16 protein-coding genes are annotated in these 22,215 nt (G+C 70.9%); 7 read left to right on the top strand and 9 right to left on the bottom strand.

Features of this window, described 5'->3' with window-relative positions:
• The first annotated feature begins 154 nt into the window (after positions 1-154).
• Positions 155-1,342 carry a ThuA domain-containing protein gene (locus KBX08_RS06590; protein WP_210781691.1) on the top strand — a complete coding sequence of 396 codons (1,188 nt, stop codon included), beginning with the start codon at positions 155-157 and terminating at the stop codon, positions 1,340-1,342.
• Positions 1,343-1,429: 87 nt separating this feature from the next.
• Positions 1,430-4,261 carry a PQQ-dependent sugar dehydrogenase gene (locus KBX08_RS06585; protein ID WP_210781690.1) on the top strand — a complete coding sequence of 944 codons (2,832 nt, stop codon included), beginning with the start codon at positions 1,430-1,432 and terminating at the stop codon, positions 4,259-4,261.
• Between the two features lie 44 nt (positions 4,262-4,305).
• Here the strand turns inward: KBX08_RS06585 and KBX08_RS06580 are convergent, their stop codons facing one another.
• Complete coding sequence (locus KBX08_RS06580) at positions 4,306-5,073, bottom strand: helix-turn-helix domain-containing protein (protein ID WP_210781689.1); 768 nt, start codon at positions 5,071-5,073, stop codon at positions 4,306-4,308.
• Positions 5,074-5,154: 81 nt separating this feature from the next.
• Between KBX08_RS06580 and KBX08_RS06575 the strand changes: the two genes are divergently transcribed.
• On the top strand, positions 5,155-5,541 hold the full coding sequence (locus KBX08_RS06575; protein ID WP_210781688.1) for a nuclear transport factor 2 family protein: 387 nt from the start codon (positions 5,155-5,157) through the stop codon (positions 5,539-5,541).
• Here the strand turns inward: KBX08_RS06575 and KBX08_RS06570 are convergent.
• Both KBX08_RS06570 and KBX08_RS06565 read right to left on the bottom strand, forming a co-directional pair.
• Entirely contained in the window at positions 5,538-6,482 is a 945-nt protein-coding gene (locus KBX08_RS06570) for an acyltransferase domain-containing protein (RefSeq protein ID WP_210781687.1), read from the bottom strand. The genes KBX08_RS06575 and KBX08_RS06570 overlap by 4 nt on opposite strands.
• A 29-nt stretch (positions 6,483-6,511) precedes the next feature.
• On the bottom strand, positions 6,512-7,096 hold the full coding sequence (locus KBX08_RS06565) for a hypothetical protein (RefSeq protein ID WP_247668976.1): 585 nt from the start codon (positions 7,094-7,096) through the stop codon (positions 6,512-6,514).
• Between the two features lie 322 nt (positions 7,097-7,418).
• On the opposite strand from KBX08_RS06565, the gene KBX08_RS06560 reads away from it, so the two are divergent.
• On the top strand, positions 7,419-8,339 hold the full coding sequence (locus tag KBX08_RS06560) for an NAD(P)-dependent oxidoreductase (RefSeq protein WP_210781685.1): 921 nt from the start codon (positions 7,419-7,421) through the stop codon (positions 8,337-8,339).
• Between the two features lie 83 nt (positions 8,340-8,422).
• Here the strand turns inward: KBX08_RS06560 and KBX08_RS06555 are convergent, their stop codons facing one another.
• Positions 8,423-8,863: a VOC family protein gene (locus KBX08_RS06555; protein ID WP_210781684.1), complete on the bottom strand. Its 441-nt coding sequence runs from the start codon at positions 8,861-8,863 to the stop codon at positions 8,423-8,425.
• Positions 8,864-9,058: 195 nt separating this feature from the next.
• On the opposite strand from KBX08_RS06555, the gene KBX08_RS06550 reads away from it, so the two are divergent.
• Positions 9,059-10,567, top strand: coding sequence for a cellulose binding domain-containing protein (locus tag KBX08_RS06550; protein ID WP_210781683.1), 1,509 nt, complete (start codon positions 9,059-9,061; stop codon positions 10,565-10,567).
• 57 nt (positions 10,568-10,624) lie between these two features.
• On the opposite strand, the gene KBX08_RS06545 is transcribed toward KBX08_RS06550, so the two are convergent.
• Positions 10,625-13,114, bottom strand: coding sequence for a helix-turn-helix domain-containing protein (locus KBX08_RS06545; RefSeq protein ID WP_282102796.1), 2,490 nt, complete (start codon positions 13,112-13,114; stop codon positions 10,625-10,627).
• A gap of 444 nt (positions 13,115-13,558) precedes the next feature.
• Entirely contained in the window at positions 13,559-17,059 is a 3,501-nt protein-coding gene (gene metH, locus KBX08_RS06540) for a methionine synthase (protein ID WP_247668985.1), read from the bottom strand.
• A gap of 276 nt (positions 17,060-17,335) precedes the next feature.
• Here metH and KBX08_RS06535 point away from each other — a divergent pair, with 276 nt between their 5' ends.
• Both KBX08_RS06535 and KBX08_RS06530 read left to right on the top strand, forming a co-directional pair.
• On the top strand, positions 17,336-18,205 hold the full coding sequence (locus tag KBX08_RS06535) for a PAC2 family protein (RefSeq protein WP_030332815.1): 870 nt from the start codon (positions 17,336-17,338) through the stop codon (positions 18,203-18,205).
• Positions 18,206-18,328: 123 nt separating this feature from the next.
• Positions 18,329-19,120 carry a GntR family transcriptional regulator gene (locus KBX08_RS06530; RefSeq protein WP_091408867.1) on the top strand — a complete coding sequence of 264 codons (792 nt, stop codon included), beginning with the start codon at positions 18,329-18,331 and terminating at the stop codon, positions 19,118-19,120.
• A 320-nt stretch (positions 19,121-19,440) separates the two neighbouring features.
• On the opposite strand, the gene mshC is transcribed toward KBX08_RS06530, so the two are convergent.
• The 3 genes from mshC to KBX08_RS06515 all read right to left on the bottom strand — a co-directional run bounded on the left by mshC (position 19,441) and on the right by KBX08_RS06515 (position 22,145).
• Positions 19,441-20,679, bottom strand: coding sequence for a cysteine--1-D-myo-inosityl 2-amino-2-deoxy-alpha-D-glucopyranoside ligase (gene mshC / locus KBX08_RS06525; protein WP_210781680.1), 1,239 nt, complete (start codon positions 20,677-20,679; stop codon positions 19,441-19,443).
• A 66-nt stretch (positions 20,680-20,745) separates the two neighbouring features.
• Positions 20,746-21,564, bottom strand: coding sequence for an SCO1664 family protein (locus KBX08_RS06520; RefSeq protein WP_210781679.1), 819 nt, complete (start codon positions 21,562-21,564; stop codon positions 20,746-20,748).
• On the bottom strand, positions 21,561-22,145 hold the full coding sequence (locus tag KBX08_RS06515; protein ID WP_179778971.1) for a DUF3090 domain-containing protein: 585 nt from the start codon (positions 22,143-22,145) through the stop codon (positions 21,561-21,563). The genes KBX08_RS06520 and KBX08_RS06515 overlap by 4 nt, the downstream gene beginning before the upstream one ends.
• Positions 22,146-22,215: the final 70 nt, after the last annotated feature.

Here is a 22,215-nt window from a genome sequence, read left to right as displayed (position 1 = left end):
TCGGCTGGTTTCAGCGACCCACCCCTGCACCCCCCACCACCCCGCAGCACCTCAGCCGAGCATCGGCGGCCCGGCTTCGGCACCACCGCCATCGCGGCCTCCGGCCTGCCCGTGTGCACAGCCTGAGGTCGACGCTCAGCAGAGGAGCAAGACCATGCGTTCCCGTCCCCGCCTGTTGGCACTCGTCACCGGCCTGGCCGTCATGCTGGCCAGCCTGGTCGCACTGCCGACCCCCGCCTCGGCGGCACCCCTGACCAAGGTCCTGGTGTTCAGCAAGACCGCCGGCTTCCGGCACTCGTCCATCCCCAACGGCATCGCCGCGATCCAGCAGCTCGGCTCGGCCAACGGCTTCACAGTGACCTCGACCGAGGACGCCGCGCAGTTCACCACCTCCAACCTGGCCCAGTACCAGGCAGTGGTCTTCATGTCGACCACCGGCGACGTCCTCAACGCCAGCCAGCAGAGCGCGTTCGAGTCGTACATCGCCGCCGGTGGTGGCTACGTCGGCGTGCACGCCGCGGCCGACACCGAGTACAGCTGGCCGTGGTACGGCTCGCTGGTCGGAGCATGGTTCGACTCGCACCCGGCGATCCAGAACGCCACGGTGAAGATCGAGGACCAGACCAACCCCTCGACCGCCCACCTCGGCACCACCTGGGTCCGCTCCGACGAGTGGTACAACTACCGCACCAACCCCCGGTCCAGCGCCCGGGTGCTGGCCAGCCTCGACGAGTCGTCCTACAGCGGCGGCAACATGGGCGGCGACCACCCGATCACCTGGTGCAAGGCGTACGGCGGCGGGCGTGCCTGGTACACGGGCCTCGGACACACCGAGGCGTCGTACACCGACCCGAACTTCACCCGGATGCTGCTCGGCGGCCTCCAGGTCGCCGCGGGCTCCGTGACGGCTGACTGCTCGCCGCGCACCACGACCCCGCCGCCCACCGCCAGCGGCTCCACCCTGCGGGCCCGCGCCAACAACCAGTACGTCAGCGCGCCCAACGCCACCACCCCGCTGATCGCCAACAAGACCTCGGTGAACACCACCGAGCGGTTCGACCTGGTGAACCTCGCCAACGGCAACGTGGCGCTGCGCGCCAAGGGCAACGGGCAGTTCGTCGCCGCCGAGAACGCCGGTGCCGCCGCGCTGATCGCCAACCGGGCCACCGCCGGCGCCTGGGAGACCTTCCAGCTGGTCCGCAACTCCGACGGCACGGTGAGCCTGCGGGCCACCGTGAACAACCGTTACGTCGCCGCCGACAACGCAGGCGGGTCCCCGCTGATCGCCAACCGGACCTCCATCGGCCAGTGGGAGAAGTTCGACCTGGTCACCACCAACTGACCTGGTCCCCCCGCTCGTCTCCACCACCCCACCTGGTCGTGGTGCGCCCCCGCGCGCCCGTCCACCGGTCGTCGAGAAAGGACGATCATGCTCTCGTACCCCCGGCGCTGGCCCCGGGCGCTCTTCGCGGCGGTCCTCACCGTCGCGAGCGCGGCCCTCGCTGTGGCTGCACCGTCCACCGCCCAGGCGGCGGTGATCCCCGCCTCCGACTATCAGCAGGTCAAGCTCGCCACCGGCTCGGGCGAGCTCGGTGAGGCCATGTCCCTGGCCGTCCTGCCCAACCGCTCGGTGCTGCACACCGCCCGAAACGGTGTCCTGCGGGTGACCGACGTGGCCGGCAACACAAAGGTCTCCGGCACCCTGTCGGTCTACACCCACGACGAGGAGGGGTTGCAGGGCGTCGCCGTCGACCCCAACTTCGCCAGCAACCGGTGGATCTACCTGTACTACTCCCCCACGCTGAGCACCCCGTCCGGGGACGCCCCGACCACCGGCTCGCAGTCTGACTGGGACCGGTGGAAGGGGCACCTGCGGTTGTCGCGGTTCACCCTCAACAGCGACGACACGCTCAACCTGGGCAGCGAGAAGATCGTGCTCCAGGTCGCCAACGACCGTGGGCAGTGCTGCCACGTCGGCGGTGACCTGGACTTCGACGCCGCCGGCAACCTGTACCTGACCACCGGCGACGACACCAACCCGTTCGAGTCGTCCGGCTACGCGCCACTTGACGAACGGACCAACCGCAACCCGCAGTTCGACGCCCAGCGCTCGGCGGGCAACACGAACGACCTGCGGGGCAAGGTGCTACGGATCAAGCCGCAGGCGGACGGCACGTACACGATCCCGTCGGGCAACATGTTCGCGCCCGGCACGTCGGGCACCCGCCCGGAGATCTACGCGATGGGTCTGCGCAACCCGTTCCGGATGAGCGTCGACAAGGCGACCGGCGTGGTCTACCTCGGTGACTACGGCCCCGACGCCGGGTCCACGAACTCCAGCCGGGGCCCTCAGGGTCAGGTCGAGTTCAACCGCATCGCGGCGCCGGGCAACTACGGCTGGCCGTACTGCACCGGCAGCAACACCAGCACGGAAACATACAATGAATACACCTTCCCGTCCGGGCCGTCGCAGTCCAAGTACAACTGCACGGGCGGGCCGACCAACAACTCGTTCCGCAACACCGGGCTCGGCACGTTGCCCGCGGCGAAGCCGGCCTGGATCAAGTACGCGGGCGACTCCGGTTCGCCGTCGGAGTTCGGCAGCGGCTCGGAGTCGCCGATGGGCGGGCCGGTCTACCGGTACAACGCCTCGCTCAACTCCAGCATCAAGTTCCCGCCGTCGCTGGACGGCCAGTTCTTCGCCGGCGAGTACGGCCGCCGCTGGATCAAGGCCATCAAGGTCAACTCCGACGGCTCACGCGGGGAGATCTCCAACTTCCCGTGGACCGGCACCCAGGTCATGGACATGGCCTTCGGCCCGGACGGCGCCCTGTACGTGCTGGACTACGGCACCGGCTCGAACAATCAGGCGCTCTTCCGGATCGAGTACATCGGTGGTGGCAACCGCAGCCCGATCGCGGTCGCCTCGGCGAACCCGACGTCGGGGGCCAACCCGTTGACTGTCAACTTCTCGTCGGCCGGCAGCTCCGACCCCGAGGGCGGCGCGCTCAGCTACCTGTGGACCTTCGGTGACGGCACCACGTCGACGGCGGCCAACCCCACCAAGACGTACACCACCAACGGCTCGTACAGCCCCACCCTGAAGGTCACCGACCCGACCGGCCTGTCCGGCACGGCGAGCCTGATCGTCACAGTGGGCAACACCGCGCCGACGGTGTCACTCACCGCGCCCACCGACGGGCAGCTGTTCAGCTTCGGTGACACGGTGCCGTACCAGATCTCGGTGAGCGACCCGCAGGACGGCACGATCGACTGCTCCAAGGTGAGCCTGACGTACGCGCTGGGCCACGACAGCCACGCCCACCAGATCACCTCGAAGACCGGGTGCAGCGGCACGATCACCTTGCCGACCGACGGTGAGCACGACTCGGCCGCAAACATCTACGGGGTCTTCGACGCCGCGTACACCGACAACGGTGGGCTGACCACGCACAGCATCAAGACGCTGCAACCGAAGCACCGCCAGGGTGAGCACTTCGGCGCCCAGTCCGGTGTCCAGGCCACCGACCACACCAACGCCGAGGGTGGCCGCACGGCCGGGTTCATCGAGAACAACGACTGGATCTCCTACCAGCCGTACAACCTGGCCAACGCCAACCGCATCACCGTAAGGGCGTCGTCGGCCGGCGCCGGTGGCACCATCGAGGTCCGGGCCGGGTCGGCCACCGGCACCCTGCTGGGCACCGTCACGGTTCCGGTGACCGGCAACTGGGAGACCTTCGTCGAGGCGTCCGCCACGATCAGCAACCCGCCCACCGCGTCGACGACGCTGTACCTGGTGTTCAAGGGTGGGTCCGGCTACCTGTTCGATGTCGACGCTTTCACCTTCGCCACCGGCACCGGTAGCAGCGCGCCGGCGACCACCTTGCGGGCGCAGGTCAACAACCAGTACGTGTCGGCGGTCGGCAGCACCGCGTTGATCGCCAACAAGGCCAGCGTCGGTACGACCGAGCAGTTCGACCGGGTGGACGCCGGCAACGGTGCCATCGCCCTGCGGTCGCGCGCCAACGGGCTCTACGTCTCCGCCGAGAACGCGGGCGCGGAGCCGTTGATCGCCAACCGCACCTCTGTGGGGGCGTGGGAGACCTTCCAGCTCATCAACAACTCCGACGGGACGGTCAGCCTGCGCGCCACGATCAACAACCAGATCGTCGCCGCCGAAAACGCCGGGGCCGGGTCACTGATCGCGAACCGGACGTCGGTCGGGTCCTGGGAGAGGTTCGTCCTGACCACGGGCTGACGAACGAGTGGTGGGCCCGGCCTGGGCGGCGACCAGGCCGGGCCCTACCGTGTGAAGTAGGCGGCGCTCTGCGGATCCGCCGGATAGTAGGACTCCACAGCGATCTCCTCGATGGTGATGTCCATCGGGGTGCCGAACGTGGTGATGGTCGAGAACAGCCGCAGCTCGCGTCCACCGATCCGCAGGATCATCGGGATCACCACGTCGGCGTCGACCCGTTGGTCCGGTGGCTCCTCGGGCAGCGGGCTCAGCAGTTCTTCGTAGAGCGCCGCGAGTTCCGCGTCGGGCGCTGCGGCGAGCTGGCGTGAGATCCGGCTGCGGAACACCGCCCGCACGTCCGCCAGGTTGACGACCAGAGGGGCGAGCCCGCGCGGGTGCAGGCCCAGCCGAACCAGGTTCACCGGCGGTCGCAACAGGTCGGGTGCCACGTACGCGAAGAACGGGTCGACCGCGCGGTTGGTCAGCACGATGTTCCACCGGCGGTCGAAGACCAGCGCCGGATACGGCTCGTGCGCCTGGAGCACCCTGCGGACCGCGTCGAGGGCACCCGACAGTGCGGCGTCGTCGAGCGGGCGCTGCGCGTACCGGGGCGCGAAGCCGGCGGCGAGCAACAGCTGGTTGCGATCACGCAGTGGCACGTGGAGCTGGTCGGCGAGCCGGAGGATCATGTCGGCGCTCGGCGTGGACTTGCCGGTCTCGACCAGGCTGACGTGCCGAGCCGAGACATCCGCGGCGATCGCCAGGTCGAGCTGGCTGAGCCCTCGGCGCTTGCGCCACCGCCGCAGGAGTTCTCCGACCGCATACACGATCATGAGCCTACTCATCGTCGCCCCGGACACCATGAAGTGCGATGTCATCGACAAGCACACGAGGCCGGGGAAACACTTGCGGCCATGAGCACCGAGAACAAGAGCATCGTCGGTCGTGCGTTGGCGGGGCTGGTCGACACCGGCGACGTCGACACGCTCGCGTCGTACCTGAGCGAGGACTTCACCCATCACCGGTCGGATTCGACGACCTCGACCAGGGCGCAGTGGCTCGCCGCGGTCCGCGCCGCGCTGGGCCCGACCGCCGGCATGCGGGTCGACATCCTGCACCTACTGGCCGACGGTGACCACGTCGTGGTGCACTCGCGACGCCGACTCCCCGACGGGGGGCCGGAGATCGTGGTCGTCGACGTCCTGCGGATCGCCGACGGACTGATCGCGGAGGTGTGGGAAGTCATCGAACCGGCCGCCCAGGCGGCCGCCAACGGCGCGTGGTGGGACGCGAGTGCCTAGATCGGGAAGCGGCCGTGGCGCCAGTGCCAGTGACCGCCGGCCCGCAGGTGGTCGATGATCGCGCGTTGGAGCACCGTGCGGCGCGGCAGCTCGCCGAGCGGGGTGGTCAGGGTCCGGAACCCGAACCGCAACACCTCGATGTCGGCGTCCGGCCCCGCCGACTCGTCGTAGGGCTCCAGCTCGAACCGGCGCTGGAACCGCACGATGTTGGAGTCCTCCGGTAGGTACTCCCGCAGCTGCGGGTCGAGGAGCCACGAGGCGCAGGAGAACGCGGTGTAGCGCTCGTCGGGGAAATGCCGGGGGAAGAACGCGCGGGCCTCGTCGAGGGACGCCTCGACCGCCTCCGGGGTCAACGGCCCCGAATCGGGGACGTGCAGGCCGATGGCGTCGTCGCCACGCTGGTGCTGTAGCCGGCCCAGCTCGTAGACGCTGCCGCGCGAGTGCAGCGTCAGCCAGCTCTGCATGATCGGCCAACCCTCGCCGCGCATCCGCCGGTCGATGGCGAGGTTGCGGCCCAGGTCAGCCAGGGTCACCCAGGTCACGGCATCGGGGATGCCGTGGTCGCGGTGGTACCCGTGCACCACGTCGACCAGGGCCAGGTACGCGTACACGTAGAGATGGCGCCAGGCCGGGCCTCGGTCTCGGGGCAGCTCCGGGCCGGGCGACAGCCAGTCGTAGCCCGCGAGGTCGGCGCGGACCAGGGCGATCGAGCGGTCGAGCAGCCAGCGCAACTCCGGAATCCAGAGCGGAGAGTCGGGGTCGGGCCAGCCCGCCATGATCTCCGCGGCGTCGTCCGGCGGCACGGCGAGCCGGTCGAGGAGCGCGGACGCGTCGGCCTTGGCCGGCAACGGAGCTGACGGCCCGTCACCGGCGAGCCGGTGCACGCGCTCGACCTCCTCGACGGGCACCCCGAGCCGGGCGGCGGTGTCGTCCAGATCCACGCCGACGACCATACCGGCCGGCGGGTTTCTCAGGAGTCCGCCGGCACCCCGGCATCGAGCTGCCCGATCATCGGCGCGAGGAGATCGTTGAGCTCCCGGGCCACCACCGCCACGGCCCGGCGCGCCGCCGCGGCGACCTCGTCGTCCGGACCGTCGGGCGTGGGCGGCAGGTCATCCAACGGGACCGGCGCCTCCACCTGAAGCAACGCGCGCAGATACGGGCGGCGCGTCTGGTCCTGCTCGGTGGGCGTGGTGAACTGGCCGAACAGCTGGGGCCAGTTCTGCCAACCACGATCGCGCTGCCACTGCTTGGTCCAGGTCAGCTCGGCCGGCCAGCGGGAGGCCAGTGTCACCTCGCAGACCAGGCTGCCGTCCCACGGGCTACGCGCGCAGGTCGCCGAGATGATCCGCCGGTGCCAGCGCACGAAGCCGGGCGACAGCTCGGTGGCCAGCCGCCAGGCGGTCACCGCGAACGCCACGGGCGCGAAGTCACCCCAGGTGTCGGCGAACTCGTCGATCCGACGAAACACCTCGGCCTCGTACCGGCCGCGCCCGTCGGTGCCATGCTCACGGTCGAACTGCTCGTCCAGCCAGAAGGCGCGCGGCTCCGGCATTCTCAACCCCGTTTCACAGCGATGGTGTTGCGTACCTCGAACCTATGCGAATGTCGGGGTTGCGGACGCCATCCTCGCCCGTTGTCAACCTGCCGCTCCGGCGAGGTGCCGGCACCCCGCTCAGCCGACGAAGACGCAGAAGGGATGCCCGGCCAGGTCGGCGTACCACGCGCAGAGGCTCCTCCGGGTCGTTGATGCGGTCGTACAACAGCCGACCGCCGAGGCGCAGCACGCGCTCATGCTGGACCAGCACCCCCTCGACGCCCTTGCCGCAGCGACGGGCGGCTTGACAAAGGGCGGGTTCCAGAGTGGACGATGCACCGTGCGAATTCTTGTGGTGGGTGGCAGCGGCCTGATCGGCGCTCACGTCGTGGACGTTCTTCGGGAGCGTGGCCATGCCGCGACCACCGTGGCGCGTACCGCGCGACCCGACGTCGACCACCTGCTCGACGTCGGGTCCGCCTCGATCGAGGACCTGCGGCCGCTGCTCGCCGGTCACGACGGCGTCGTGTACGCCACCCGCACCGAGGAGCAACGACCGCTGCCCAAACCGATCTACCCCGAGTTCCGCCGCGACAACGTCGACCCGGTGGTACGCCTGTTCACCGCCGCCCGCCTCGAAGGTCTCACCCGGGGCGTCGTGATGGGCTCCTACTACACCTACTTCGACCGGCTCCACCCGCAGTGGCGCCTCGCCGAACGGCACACGTACATCCGGTGCCGCCTGGAGCAGGCCAGGGAGGGGCGGGCGGCGGCCGGCGAGGGTCTGCCGGTCGCCGTACTCGAACTGCCGTTCGTCTTCGGTCGGGCCGGCGACCGACTGCCCAACTGGGCCGGTCCGCTGGACCGGTGGGCCCGCTCGCGTACCCCTCTGGTCGCCCCGACCGGCGGCAGCGCCGCGGCCTCCGCCCGCAGCGTGGCCGAGGTCGCGGTCGACGCCCTGGAGCAGGCCAGCGGTGCGGACATCCCGGTCGCCGACGAGAACCTCACCTGGACCGACATGATCGGGCGCATCGCCGAGGCGGTGGGCCGACCCCGCCGGGTCGCGCGGATGCCGTCCGGCGCCGCGAAGGCCGCGCTGCGACTGGGCGGCGCGCTACAGTCCCTCGGCCGCAAGGAGTCGGGGGTGAACCCCAGCTACCTCGCCGACCTCCTGCTCACCGACCTGTTCATCGAACCGACGAGCGGCCGCCCGCTGGACCCGGCGCTGCGCGAAACCTTCCCGCGCGGCGCGGGAGCCTAGCGGGGCCCAATATCCGCGCAACTGTCTCCATCGCGCACGAGGCCCCCGTATCCGCGAAATAGGGGGCCGACCCACGGCGGCCGTCAGCGGAGCTGTTCGGCCAGGCCGACGATGATGCCCTCCGGGCCACGGACGTAGCAGAGCCGGTAGGCGTCCTCGTATCGCTCCAACTCCCCGACGAGTTCGGCGCCGTGGCCGCGCAGCCGGGTGATCACGTCCTCGATGTCGTCGACGGCGAACATGATGCGGCGAATGCCCAGCGTGTTCGCCGGCGCGTTCTTCGGTTCCCCGCCGATCGCCGCCGGTCGGTGGAACATCGCCAGCTCGACCTTGCCGTGGCCGTCCGGGGTCCGCAGCATCGCGACCTCCTGCCGGACGTCGTCGATGCCGATGACACGCTCCACCCACCGCCCCTCGACCGGCCCCCGCCCCTCCAACTCCATGCCGAGTTCGACGAAGAACGCGATGACCGCGTCGAGGTCCTCGACAACGATGAGGACGTTGTCCATCCGCTGGATCGCCATGCTGGATCTCCCTGCTCTGGTGCGCTCACGGTGACCGCATCCTCCCCGAGGACGGAGCCACCCGGCCGTTCTCGACATGAAGAACGGGTTCTTTGCGGCAGGACGGCCCGGCCAGCCGGCAGGACCGCCGGCATGTTGACTCCTGCCGGGCGTCCTGCCTGTCTCCCGGCAGCGAACGTTGCTTGACTCAGCGGCATGACATCAATACGGAAAGCGATCACCCGTACGGTGGTCGTCGGGGCACTGGTCGGCGCAACGGCGCTCACCGGTCCCACCTCCGCGTACGCGGAGTCCGGCCAACCGGGGGCCGCCGGTGCCGCCGAGTCCCTCCTCGACATCATCCCGGCACAGACCCTGGACCAGATGGTCGCCCAGGCCCCACTGGTCGACGCGGCCAATGTCATCCGCACCGCTGTGGAACGCGCGCCGGCCCGCGGCTATGCCGGCATCGGCCTGGTCGACGACCACGTCACCCTGTGGTGGAAGGGTGTGCCGCCCACCGACATCGCCGCAGCCGTCACCGCCGCCCGCCGCACCGCGCCGGTCCAGGTAGCCAACGCCACCTACTCCCGCGCCGAACTGCACAAGGCGGCTGCCGCCCTCACCCCGGTGGTGAAGGCCGACCCGGCGGACGCCAGCCACTCGGTCCGGCTGCGCACCGACGGCACCGGCATCGAGATCGGCGTGGACTACACCGCGGGCGCCAAGCTGCCGAAGCTGCCGGCCACCGGCGTGCGTACCAGCTTCGTCAGGAGCGACCGGATGGTCGAACGGTCGCGGGCCAACGATGCCGCGCCGTTCGACGGCGGGGCGTCCATCGGGGTCACCATACCCTGGTGCACCGCAGGCTTCGGCGTACGCGACGTGGACACCGACGCCGGTTACCTCCTCACCGCCGAACACTGCGGTGCCATCGGCTCACCCTGGCACGTCGGCTTGTCCACCGGCACCGGCACGCTGGTCGGCTACGCGGTCGACAGCAACGACGACCACGACACGATGATCATTTCGACGTCGACGCCCGGCGACCACCTCTACGTCGGCGGTCAGCATGACGAGGTCCGCGCCCAGGTGGTCGGCTGGACCGAGGTCTTCCCCGGCCAGCTGCTGTGCCAGTCCGGGTACACCTCCGCGGGTGAGGTCGGCGGTCCGGTCTGCAACCTGCGGGTCGACTTCCACTACGACGACATCGAGGACCTCGTCGAGGCCACCCAGCTCGACGGCCAGGAGGCCGCCCGGGGCGGCGACAGTGGCGGCCCGGTCTACTCCGTCAACGCCAACGGCACCGTGCTCGCCGCCGGCACCACCACCCGATCGGCCGGTCGGGGCTTCGGCTTCCAGGACTTCGCCACCGCCCGCGACGACTACGGCAACATCGTGCCGGCGACGACGATCGCCAGCACCTGCCGGGTCTCCTTCGTCGTCACCAACTCGTGGGGCACCGGCTACAGCGCCAGCGTCACCGTCTACAACGACGGCCCGGCCACCAACAGCTGGTCGTTGGGCTTTGCCTTCCCGGGTGGACAACTCATCCAGGGCCACTGGAACGGCATCTTCCAGCAGACCGGCGCAGCGGTGACTGTGACCAACGAGAACCACAACGCCAGCATCCCGACCGGCGGCGCCGTCAACTTCGGCTTCACCGCGAACGGCTCCCCCGCCACCCCGTCCCCGTTCACCCTCAACGGCACCACCTGCAACTGACCCTGTCCACCGACACCGGACCCCGCCGCATCGCCGGCGGGGCCCGGTGCGTGTCGGTCAGAACCCGGCCAGTTCCCGTCGCAGGGTGGCGCGCAGGGTCCGCACCTCCGGTGCGTCGAGTTCGCCGCACCGGTCGAGCGCCCGCTCGCGCAGCCGGCGGGCGTCGGCGGCCCCGCCCGCAGCCGATCCGGCCAGCGCCGCGAGCGCGTACAGGGTCTGCGCCTCCCACCACGGGCAGGACAGCGCGGTATACAGGGCCAGCGCCGCCCCCAGCGCTTCGGCCGCCGCGTCGACCTCACCCAACGCCCGGAGCGCGAGTCCGTACCGGTGGATGGCGTTGGCCTCGCTGAACGTCGCGCCGCAGCTGTGGAACAGCCGCCGGGCGTCGGCGTACTCGTCGGCGGCGGCCCGCCACTGGCCCATCCCGGCCAGGTCAGCCCCGAGACTCATCATCGCCCCGGCCCTCGCCACCGCCGCGCCGGTACGGCTGAGGCCGCTGCCGCGGCCGTAGAACGCCAGCACGTCGCGGTGCAGGTCGGCTGCTTCGGCGAACCGGCCGAGCGCGGCCAGCGCTCCGCCCTGCACGCTCGCCGCGCCGTGCTCGCCGAGGGCGTACCCGATCTCGCGAAACAGGCCGACGGCCCGGCGGCAATGGTCGACGGCTAGCACACCGCTGCCGATCCGAATGAAGATCGCGGCGGTGTAGGTCAGCGCCCACGCCTCCTCCCGGCGGTCCCCGATCAGCCGGGCCAACTCCAGCGCCCGGTCCAGGGCAGCCAGCCCATCGGTGTTGCGGTCCCGGCAGAAGTACCGGGCCCAGCCCAGGAAGTTCAGCAGGACCGCCTCGTCGCGAGGGCTACCGGCGGCCCGGGCCGCGGCCACTCCCAGCGAGAAGATCTCGTCCCAGGAGTGCCGGTGACTGTTGGCGTCCGAGTACCAGTGCAGATCCCTGGTGACCGCGACCACGTCGGCGTGCCGACCGCGCCGCGCCGCGTCGCGCAGCGCCGCCAGCCAGTTGCCGGACTCCCGATCCAACCAGTACGCCGCCGCCCGATCGTCGTCGAACGGGGAATCGACCCGACAGGCGACCGGTTCGAACATCAAGCCGGCCTGCCGGGTACGCCGCAGCAGCCAGCCGACCATCTGATCGTGCGCCTCCGTCCGGCAGACCTGTTGTTCCTCGGCGTCGAGGCGTTCCTGGGCGTAGAGCCGGACCAGGTCGTGAAACTGGTACCGGTCCCCCAGGGTCAGGAGAACACCAGCCTCGACCAACTCCTCCAGGGCCGCCGCCGCGGTCTCCTCGGCGGTGCCGGCCACGGCGGCGACCAGCGCGGGTTCGAAGTCGGTGCCGGGAATCAGCGAGGCCCGCCGGAACACTCGCGCGGTCATCGGGTCCAATTGCCGATAGGAGACCTCGAACGCGGATCGGACGCCCAGGTCTCCAGCGGTCAACACGGTGAGGCGCCGACGCTGGTCGTGGAGCAGGTCCACCAGCCAACCGACCGACCATTGCGGTCGGCTGGCGAGGCGGTTGCCGGCGATCCGGACGGCCAGCGGCAGCCGGCCGCAGAGTTTGACCAGTTGGTCGGCCGCGACCGGCTCGGCGGCGATCCGGTCGGCACCGACGATCGCCGCGAGCAGCAGTCGACCGGCTGCCGGGGTGAGCAGGTCGAGCGGCAGGCGGACCGCACCGGCAAGGCCAGTCAGTGGACGCCGGCAGGTGACCAGCGCGAGGCATCCCCGCCCGGCCGGCAGCAGTGGGCGTACCTGTGCCTCGCTTGCGGCATTGTCCAGGACCACCAGCAGCGGCCGGTCCCGGGTGAGGGTGCGGAACAGGCCACCCCGCTCGGCCAGCGACACCGGCACCCGGCTGTCCGGCACCCCGAGCGACCGCAGCAGTCCGGCCAGCGCCTCGGCCGGATCGACCGGGCCGTCCGGTGAGACGCCCTGCAGGTCGACGAAGAGCTGTCCGCCGGCGAAGGCCGGGCTGAGTCGATGTCCAGCGGCGACGGCGAGGCTGGTCTTGCCGATCCCCGGCGGCCCGTGCAGCACCACCACCGAGGCGGTGTCCGGCCGCCCTGCGGTGACGTCGGCGGCCAGCGCCGCGAGCCGTTCCAGGATCTCCGCCCGGCCGGCCAGGTCCGGAACGGCGGCGGGCAGTTCCCCGGGTACGACCATCGCCGCTCGGTCGTACGGCGCCTCCGCGCGGTCGCCCGGCAGTTCCGCGCGGTCGCCCGGCAGTTCCGCGCGGTCGTGCGGCGCCTCCGCGCGGTCGTGCGGCGCCTCCGCGCGGTCGTGCGTTTGCCTCTCGACCCGGGCCAGGGCGACGAAACGGTCGCGGTCCGCCCCGGCCAGCCGCAGGGCGTCGGCGAGCAGCACCACCGTCCGTCGTTGCGGGCTGCGCACCCGGCCGCGCTCCATCTCCCGGATGCCGCGGACACTGGAACCGGCCGACTCGGCAAGCTCCTCCTGGGTCAGCCGCCGCTCCAAGCGGAGGGTCCTGAGGAGGCCTCCGAACTGGTCACGCCGCACCTGACTCTTGGGCATGTTCCCCCAACCACCCAACGGCCGCACTTACGTAGCGTGCGTCGATGCTCGCATATGCGTGACGGATTACCGGCCACTGTGCACCGAGTGTGAGTATCGCCATGGCGAATCCTCGACGAGCCATCGGAAGCCAGGTTGCGCTCGGCCGGCCACAGTTCACACCCACGGATCTCCCGAGCCAGGCGCAAGCTATCGGCCCTCAGTTCTATCTGGACCGACCAACCAGGACGGTGCCGCCGGAGTCCGCTCCTGGTCGCGGCCGCGCTGCTGCCCGCCCTGTTGGTCTTCCTGAGGAGGCGCTCACCCCACCACGACTGGAGGCGGGCCGCCGAAATCAGGTCCCGGTCGAGCTGATGCGCTTCGCCTACACGCTGGCTGCCCCACCAAGGGCTTTGCTGATCGCCGGCGCCGACCAACAGGTGCGGTTCAGGGCGCCTGAGCCTGTCACTTGGCGTTGAAGTAGTTGGCCTCCGGGTGGTGGACCACTATCGCGTCGGTGGCCTGCTCCGGCATGAGCTGGAACTCCTCGGACAACTCGACCCCGATCCGGTCCGCACCGAGCAGATCCATGATCTTCGCCCGGTCTTCCAGGTCGGGGCAGGCCGGGTAGCCGAACGCGTACCGGCAACCCCGGTAGTCGTTGTGCAGGATGCCGGCCAGGTCCGCCGGGTCGTCGTGCCCCAGCGGACGACCGTCGGGCAGGGTCATCTCGGCGCGGATGCGCTGGTGCCAGTACTCGGCGAGGGCCTCGGTGAGCTGCACGGAGAGGCCGTGCACCTCCAGGTAGTCGCGGTACTCGTTGCGGGCGAACAGCTTCGCCGCGTACTCGCTGACCGGCTGACCGACGGTGACCAGTTGCAACGCGACCACATCGAGCTGGTCGCCCTGTGGCTTGAAGAAGTCCGCCAGGCAGAGCCGCCGCTCCTGCCGCTGGCGCGGGAAGGAGAACCGGGCGCGCTCCGCGTGCCCGTTCTCGTCGAGCACCACCAGGTCATTGCCCTCGGAGTACGCGGGGAAGTAGCCGTACACCACGGCTGCCTCAAGGACCTGGTCGGCGATCAGCCGGTCCAACCAGTACCGCAGCCGCGGGCGGCCCTCGGTCTCGACCAGCTCCTCGTAGGAGGGTCCGCTGCCGCTCCGGGCGCCGCGCAGCCCCCACTGCCCGGAGAAGGTGGCCCGCTCGTCGAGCAGCGCGGCGTAGTCGGCCATCGGCACGCCCTTGACCACGCGGGTGCCGAAGAACGGCGGGGTGGGCACCGACACGTCGGCGGCCACGTCGGAGCGGACCGAGGAGTCGTGCAGCTCCGGCAGCGACGTGGTGACCATTGAGCGCTGCCGTTCCCGGCGCGCCCGCCGGGCCGCGAGGGCCGCCTCCCGCTCCGGGTCGATCACCGGGGCGCCGCCGCGCTTGGCGGTCATCACCCTGTCCATCAGGGACAGACCCTCGAACGCGTCCCGCGCGTAGTGCACCTGCCCGGGGAACGTCGACCGCAGGTCGTCCTCGACGTACGCGCGGGTCAGCGCCGCCCCACCCAGCAGGACCGGCCAGCGCTCCGCCACCCCGCGGGTGGCCATCTCGGCCAGGTTCTCCTTCATGATGACAGTGCTCTTGACCAGCAGCCCGGACATGCCGATCGCGTCGGCGCGGTGCTGCTCGGCGGCGTCCAGGATGGCGCTGATCGGCTGCTTGATGCCGATGTTCACCACCTCGTAGCCGTTGTTGGACAGGATGATGTCGACCAGGTTCTTGCCGATGTCGTGCACGTCGCCGCGCACTGTGGCGAGCACGATGCGGCCCTTGCCGCCGTCCTCGAGGGTCTCCATGTGCGGTTCCAGGTAGGCCACCGCGGTCTTCATCACCTCGGCGGACTGGAGCACGAACGGCAGCTGCATCTGGCCGGAGCCGAACAGCTCGCCGACCACCTTCATGCCGTCCAGCAGGATGTCGTTGATGATCGACAGTGGGGACCGGCCACCGGCCATCGCCTCGTCGAGGTCGGCCTCCAGGCCGTTGCGCTCACCGTCGATGATCCGCCGCTTGAGCCGCTCGTCCAACGGCAGCGCGGCCAACTCCTGTGCCCGGCTGGCCCGTGCGCTGGTCACGTCGACGCCCTCGAAGAGCTCCAGGAAGCGCTGCAACGGGTCATAGCCCTCGCGGCGCCGGTCGTAGACCATGTCGAGGGCGACCTCGCGCTGCTCGTCGGGAATCTTCGACATCGGCAGGATCTTGCTGGCGTGCACGATCGCGGAGGTCAGGCCGGCCTGCACGCACTCGTGCAGGAACACCGAGTTGAGCACCTGCCGGGCCGCCGGGTTGAGCCCGAAGGAGATGTTCGAGATGCCGAGGGTGAAGTTGATCCCTGGGTAACGCCGGGCGATTTCCCGGATCGCCTCGATGGTCTCCAGTCCGTCGCGGCGGGTCTCCTCCTGCCCGGTGGCGATCGGGAAGGTCAGCGTGTCGATCAGGATGTCGGACAGGTCCATCCCCCACCGGCCGGTCAGGTCGTCGATGGTGCGCGAGGCGATGCGGACCTTGTCCGCCGCGGTGCGCGCCTGCCCTTCCTCGTCGATGCACATCACGACTACTGCGGCACCGTGCTCCCGGATCACCGGCATCACCCGCCCGTACCGGGACTCGGGGCCGTCGCCATCCTCGAAGTTCACCGAGTTGACCACGCACCGGCCACCGAGCATCTCCAGCCCGGCCTCGATCACCGCCGGCTCGGTGGAGTCCAACATGATCGGCAGGGTCGACGCGGTGGCGAACCGCCCGGCCAGCTCGCGCATGTCCTGCGTGCCGTCGCGGCCGACGTAGTCCACACACAGGTCGAGCAGGTGCGAGCCGTCGCGTGCCTGACTGCGGGCGATCTCCACACAGGCCCGCCAGTCGCCGGCGAGCATCGCCTCCCGGAACGCCTTCGAGCCGTTGGCGTTGGTCCGCTCCCCCACCATCAGCACCGACGCGTCCTGGGCGAACGGCACCGGGTGGTAGACCGAGGAGACGCCCGCCTCGTGCCGGGGCTCGCGGGCCGGGGCGGTGACGCCGTGCAGCCGCTCGGACAGCACCCGGATGTGTTCCGGGGTGGTGCCGCAGCAGCCACCGACCAGCCCCACGCCGTACTCGGTGATGAACCGCTCCAGGGCCTCGGCCAGCTCTACGGGAGTCAGCGGGAAGTACGCCCCGTCGGCGGTCAGCACCGGCAGGCCGGCGTTCGGCATCACCGACAGCGGGATGCGGGAGTGCTGCGACAGGTAGCGCAGGTGCTCGCTCATCTCGGCCGGGCCGGTCGAGCAGTTGAGCCCGATCAGGTCCACACCGAGCGGCTCGATCGCGGCGAGGGCCGCCCCGATCTCGCTGCCGACCAGCATGGTGCCGGTGGTCTCCACCGCCACGTGACAGATGATCGGCACCGACTGGCCCAGCTCGGCCATGGCCCGCTTCGACCCGACCACTGCCGCCTTGACCTGGAGCAGGTCCTGGCAGGTCTCGATGATCAGCGCGTCCGCGCCGCCGACGATCAGACCCGCGGCGTTCTCCTGGTAGGCGTCGCGCAGGGTCGAGTAGGCGGCGTGCCCGAGGGTGGGCAGCTTGGTGCCCGGCCCGATCGAGCCGAGCACGAACCGGGGCCGCTCCGGGGTGCTGGCCGCGTCGGCGGCCTCCCGAGCGATCCGGGCGCCCGCCTCGGACAACTCGCGGATGCGGTGCGGGATGTCGTACTCGGCGAGGTTGGCGAGGTTGGCCCCGAAGGTGTTGGTCTCCACGCAGTCGGCACCGACGGCCAGGTAGGCGTCGTGCACCCCGCGTACCACGTCCGGGCGGGTGACGTTGAGGATCTCGTTGCACCCCTCCAGCCCGTCGAAGTCGTCGAGCGTGAGGTCCGCGGCCTGAAGCATCGTGCCCATCGCGCCGTCGGCGAGGAGAATGCGATCAGCCAGCACATCCATCAATGAAGTCCGCACCCGTTCAGGTTAGTGCGATCCGGCCGGACTCCACGACTCTCCTCGAGCGATCCCCTATTGTGTCACGGGGATCACCCTGTCTGGTTCGTTCGGGTATGACCTGCTGCCGGAGCGGCCGACCGGCGCGGCCGGCGGGCCGCACCCTTGCCCTGCACGTAGGCTGACGGACGTGAAGGACAACAGGGACGCCGCCGGGCCACACGGTATGACGACCGGGCGCGGTCCCGACGCCAGCCGCGACGAGCAGGGTGAGGTGACGGCGTGACCGAGTTCGACGGACTGCCGGTGCTGCGGTCCCCGGTGGCGATCGCCGCGTTCGAGGGCTGGAATGACGCCGCCGACGCGTCCACCGCCGCGGTCGAGCACCTGGAGCAGGTCTGGAACGCCCGGCAGATCGCCGAGCTGGATCCGGAGGACTTCTACGACTTCCAGGTCAGCCGGCCCACCATCACGATGGCCGACGGGGAGACCCGGCGGGTGGAGTGGCCGACGACCCGGTTCATGGTGGCCAGCCCGGAGGGCACCGACCGCGACGTGGTGCTGATCCGCGGCATCGAGCCGAGCATGCGCTGGCGGACGTTCTGCGAGCAGGTTCTGGAGATCTGCCACAGCCTGGAGGTGGAACGGGTGGTGCTGCTCGGCGCCTTGCTGGCCGATGTGCCGTACACCCGGCCGCTGCCGATCAGCGGCAGCGCCTCCGACGCGCAGGCCGCCGAGCGCTACCAGCTCACTCCCACCCGGTACGACGGGCCGACCGGCATCGTCGGCGTGCTGCACGACGCCTGCACCCGCGCCGAGGTGGACGCCGTCTCGTTCTGGGTGCACGTGCCGCACTACGCAAACAACCCGCCCTGCCCGAAGGCCACCCTCGCCCTGCTGCACCGGGTCGAGGAGGTCGTCGACCTGCCGGTGCCGATGGCCGACCTGGCCGAGGAGTCCGCCGAGTGGGAGCAGCGGGTGCGCAGCGCCGCGGAGCAGGACGCCGAGCTGGGCGAGTACGTCCGCGAGCTGGAAGAAAGGGTCGGCGACGAGGGAATCACCCCGTTGACCGGTGACGAGATCGCCCAGGAGTTCGAGAAGTACCTGCGCCGCCGGGGCGGTTCGGCCGGCCCCACCGCCGGCTCCTGGTAGCACTGTTTCGTTGCGGGCCTTCGGACCTTTTGTGGTCCGGGGGCCCGTTTTCGCGTGTCCGGGGTGGCGCCGTCACACTCGCTGGGGCATCCTAGGAACCTAGATGTGATCAAGGAGGCGGGTGTGCAGATCAATCCCGGGGCCGCCGAGTTCCCGCACCGACAGATCGCCGCGCAGCTCAAGGCCCAGGTCCGCCGGGGCGACTGGGGGCCGGGCGAGCGGCTACCGTCCATCCCGGCCATCGCCGAGATGTTCGGCGTCGCCAAGCAGACAGTGCAACGCGCCGTCGACCAGCTGCGGGTCGAGGGCATCCTGATCACCAAACCCGGCTCCGGCACGTACGTCCGGGGCACTCGCCGCCGCCTCAACCGCCTCTCCCGAGGCCGGTACGGCGGCTTCCGCGGCTACCACACCGACCTGGCCGCCCGATATCGCCAACAGCTCGTCTCCGTGGGGCACGCCCCCGCCCCCGCCGAGGTGGCCGACGCCTTCGGCGTGTCCGACGGCACCAACCTGCTCTGCCGCCGGCACCTCGTCCGCACCGACGACTCCCCCGTCGAGGTGGGCGCCTCCTGGTTCCTGCCCCGCGACACCGCAGGCACCTCGCTGGAGCGCACCGAGGCGTTCGGCCGGCCGCTCTACCAGGAGGCCGAGGAAGCGACCGGACGGCGGTACGTCTCGGCCACCGACACGATCAGCGCCCGCCAGCCGAGCCGGGAGGAGGCCGAGACCCTCCAGATCCGGCCGGACACCCCGGTGCTGCACCTGCTGCACGTCGCGTACGACGCGCACCGCAAGCCGATCGAGGTGTCCCAGGCGACCTGGCCCGGCCCCATGACCACCCTCACCGAGGAATACAAGATCCCCGGCCCGACCCCCGACCCGGAACCCGACCCCGGCCTGGTCCTGGGCTAACCCGCCCCTGCCCTGCCCCGCCCGGCCCGGCCCGGCGATCTTGCACTTCCTGTCACCCGTTTGCCCCCGATTGGCACCTTTCGTAACGTCAAAAAGTGCAAGATCGGCGGCGAGGTGTGGGGCGCGGCCCGACGGGGTCATGCCGCACCCAGAGCGCTCCGTCGATCATGGAGTTGTGGCGCCTCGCACAAGGTGCACCGCCACCCCATACCGGCCACCACAACTCCATGATCGACGCAGGCCAACGGACGACACAGGCCAACGGACGACGCAGGCCAGCGGACGGCGCCAGCCAACGGAAGACGCAGGCCTGCGAGGGGCTAGAGGCGGATGCCCAGGAGGGCGTCTACGGTGTTCGCGAAGAGGGCGGGCGCTTCGGGGTCGTCGGTGGCACCGGCGAGGGTCGCCTCGGCCCAGCGGTCGGCTGCGGCCAGGGCGCCGGGGGTGTCCAGGTCGTCGGCCAGGCGTGCGCGTACCTCGGCCAGCAGCTCAGCCCCGGACGGCCCGGCGGGCGCGGCGGCGGCCCGCCGCCAACGGTCCAGACGCTCGTGCGCGGCGGTGAGCAGGTCGTCGGTCCAGGTGCGGTCGCTGCGGTAGTGCCCGGAGATCAGCGCCAGCCGGATCGCCATCGGGTCGACCTTGTCGGCGCGCAGCCGGGACACGAAGACCAGGTTGCCGCGGGACTTGGACATCTTCTCGCCGTCCAGACCGATCATGCCGGCGTGGACGTAGTGCTCGGCGAACGGCGCCTGGCCGGTGAGCCGCTCGGCGTGCGCGGCGGAGGCCTCGTGGTGCGGGAACAGCAGGTCGTTGCCGCCGCCCTGCACGTCGATCCGGTCGCCGAGCAGGTTGAGCGCGATCACCGCGCACTCGATGTGCCAGCCGGGGCGGCCCGGGCCCAGCTCGCCGCCCGGCCAGGACGGCTCGCCCTCGCGGGCGCCGCGCCACAGCAGCGGGTCCAGTGGGTCCCGCTTGCCGGCCCGGTCGGGGTCGCCGCCGCGCTCGGGGAAGATCTCCAGCATCTGCTCGCGGGTCAGGTTCGACTCGTAGCCGAAGCGGGGCGTGGCGGAGATGTCGAAGTAGACGTCCCCGGTGCCGTCGTCGAGCCGGTACGCGGCGCCGTCCTTGAGCAGCACCTCTACCTTGTCGGCGATGTCCGGAATCGATTCGACCGCACCCACGTAGTGCGCCGGCGGGATGATCCGCAGCGCCTCCATGTCCTCCCGGAACAGCGCCGTCTCGCGCATCGCCAGGACCACCCAGTCCTCGCCGTCGCGGGCGGCCCGCTCCAGCAGCGGGTCGTCGATGTCGGTGACGTTCTGCACGTAGCGCACCGGGCGGCCGGCGTCGCGCCACATCCGCTGCACCAGGTCGAACGTGATCATGGTGGCGGCGTGGCCGAGGTGGGTGGCGTCGTACGGGGTGATGCCGCAGACGTACATGCTGCCCGCGTCGGCCGGCTCACTCGGGTGGACACCCTGCCGCGCCGAGTCGTACAACGCCAGTGGCTCGCCCCTGCCCGGCAGCCGTGGCACCTCGTGTCCCGCCCAAGACTCCATGGGATCAGCCTAGCCAGCCCGGCGACAACGCCGGAGCACCCCACGGGTGATCAAGATGACAGCGGGTCACATGGGCGGCCAGGGCATCGCCGGCCAGTCCTCCGGAGGCTGGGGGAAGCAGCCAGTCTCGCGCAGCCGGTCGACCCGGGCGGCCACCTCGGCCACCTCGCTGATGGTCAGATGGTCGGCCAGCTCGGCACCGAGCGCCCCGGCGACCTGCCCGGCCAGCGCGTCGAGCATCTCCACGGCGTCCGCGGGCAGCCGCTTACCGGCCCAGCCCCAGAGCACAGTGCGCAGCTTGTCCTCCACGTGGAAGCTCACCCCGTGGTCCACGCCGTAGATCCGGTCGTCGGCACCGACGAGCACGTGACCGCCCTTACGGTCGGCGTTGTTGAGCACCGCGTCGAGCACCGCGAGCCGGGCCAGCCGCGGGTCGTCGGCGTGGGCGAGGGCGTACGCGGCGCCGTCGTCGTCCCGCGCGGCGGCGATCGGGATCCAACGTGGCGGCAACTCCCCGGCGGGCAGGAAACCGACAAGTGGTTCGGCGTCCTCCGGCTCGTCGATCCACAGCTGGCAGGAGCCGGAGCCGAACGGGCCGTCCCGCAGCACTGTGGGCGGCACCAGGTCCCATCCGGTGGCCCGGGAGACCAGGTACGCCGAGACCTCCCGACCGGCCAGGGTGCCGTCGGGGAAATCCCAGAGTGGGCGCTCGCCCCGGACCGGCTTGTAGACGCAGCGGGCGGTCAACCCGTCCAGGGTCAGGATGCCGCGCAGCGTCGTGTTCGACGCGTCGACCAGCCGACCCTCCAGGTCGAGGACGCCGTCACGCAGTAGCCGCAGCGCGGCGTCGCCGTCCTGGCGAGGCTGGAGGCCGGACGAGGTCACCGGTGATAACCGTTGTGCCGCGGGCAGAGGTGCCCGGCGGGGTCCAACGGTTGGCCGCAGAGCGGGCACGGTGGCCGGCCCGCGTTGACCACTCGCCGGGCCCGCTCGATGAACTGGCGGGTCGCCTGCGGGGTGAGCCGGACCCGGAGCCGGTCCAGGTCCTCGTCGGGCTCGTCGTCCTCGTCGTCGTCCTCGTCCTCGTCGTCCTCGTCGCCGAGCTCGACCTCGGGCTCCACCTCGCCCGCCGCGATCGCCTCGATCACCACTGTCGCCGTGTCCACGTCGAAGGCCAGCCCGAGCGTCCCGACCCGGAACTCCTCGTCGACGGGAGTGTCCAGTGGCTCGTTGTCGCCGATCACCGGCGCCAGCTCGGGCAGGTCCACCCCGAAGCGACGCTGCGCCTCGGTGAGCAGTTCCTCAAGCTTCTCGGCGAGCAGGGAAACCTGGACCTTCTCCAGCGCGACGCTGACCAGCCTGCCGCCGCCGCGGGCCTGCAGGAAGAACGTGCGCTCCCCCGGCGGCCCGACAGTCCCGGCGACGAACCGCTCCGGCGGTTCGAAGGCGTGCACCTGGTGGGTCATACCCACGACCCTATCCGGCCCGCCTTGGCGTCGCGCACCCCACCGACGCGAATCGCCGCAGCGGCGGCGC

This window comes from Micromonospora sp. H61, from assembly GCF_018070325.1.
GTDB classification, from domain to species: Bacteria; Actinomycetota; Actinomycetes; order Mycobacteriales; family Micromonosporaceae; genus Micromonospora; species Micromonospora salmantinae.
This window is presented reverse-complemented; position numbering and strand designations above follow the sequence as displayed.